Raw genomic sequence first — 1,221 nt, 5'->3', positions numbered from 1 at the left:
ACAGATGCTTCCGGAAATACAGATACATGTGATGCAACTGTAACAGTTGTAGATGATATTGCTCCTGTAATTGTTTGTGAAGGACAAGCAGGTTCTGCAACTTACTCTGGCGGTGCTGGTGAAGTATTAAATAATACATTACCTCCAGCTGTAAGCACAATTAATGTTGCTGATGATGTAACATTAGACGATGTAAATGTTGCAATCAACATTTCACACACTTGGGTAAGTGACTTATCTATAGAATTAGAGTCTCCTGCTGGAACAGTAGTGACTTTATATAGCCAAGCTAACAACATTTCTTGTTCTACAGATAATATTGATGCTACTTGGGATGATGACGCAACTGTATTAGCAGATGATTCTTGTAATGGTTCTGCACCTGCAATTTCTGGATTAGTATTACCAACAAGTGCTCTTTCTGCCTTTAACGGTGAAAGTTCTTTAGGTGACTGGACATTAACTGTTACTGATGGAGTTGGTGGTGACAACGGAACACTAGATGGATGGGATTTAATCCTTTCTTCTCCAGACTTAGCATTACCTGCATTAGATGTTGTTCTTGATGTTGATGGTTTAGCTACTGTAAACGCTACAGATTTACTTGTAAGTGCAGATGATGCATGTGGAGTAAATGTGACTGTTGGCGGTGGAGGTGCTCCTTTAAGTCTAACTACAACTTTTGCTTCTAACAATGGTTTAGACGGAAATATGTTTGACATTAACGCACTAAACGATGTAACTATCAATTCATTCGATATTAATATGAATACTGGTACTGACGACGTTGAGGTATACTTTAAAACTGGAACACATGTTGGGTTTGAAGGTGATGCGTCTGCATGGACTCTATTAGATACTGCAACAGGTATTACATCTAACGGACCTGATACAGCAACACCACTTAACCTTAACTTAGGTCAAGTAGTTCTTGCTGGTGAAACAGTAGCATTCTATGTTAGTACACTTACAGTAGGTGTTGGATACACAAATGGAACAACTCCAGGAGCTGTATTTGCATCTGATGCTAATATCGAATTCTTAGAAGGTGCTGGTAATGCATATCCATTTGGAACATTCTTTACTCCACGTGTATTTAATGGAAACATTATATACTCTGAAGGTACATTATCATCTAACACAATAGAATTTACTTGTGCTGAAGTAGGATTAAATGATGTTGAAGTTACTGTTACAGACCCTAGCGGAAATGAGTCTACT

1 protein-coding gene is annotated in these 1,221 nt (G+C 38.1%); it reads left to right on the top strand.

Features of this window, described 5'->3' with window-relative positions:
* Positions 1-1,221, top strand: a 1,221-nt coding sequence (locus RM538_RS13355; protein WP_311333936.1) for a proprotein convertase P-domain-containing protein, incomplete at both ends; no start/stop codon positions are given.

The sequence above is a fragment of the Patiriisocius hiemis genome, from assembly GCF_031846325.1.
GTDB lineage: Bacteria > Bacteroidota > Bacteroidia > Flavobacteriales > Flavobacteriaceae > Patiriisocius_A > Patiriisocius_A hiemis.
Note: the sequence above shows the minus strand (reverse complement) of the source record. Positions and strands in the feature narration are given on the sequence as shown.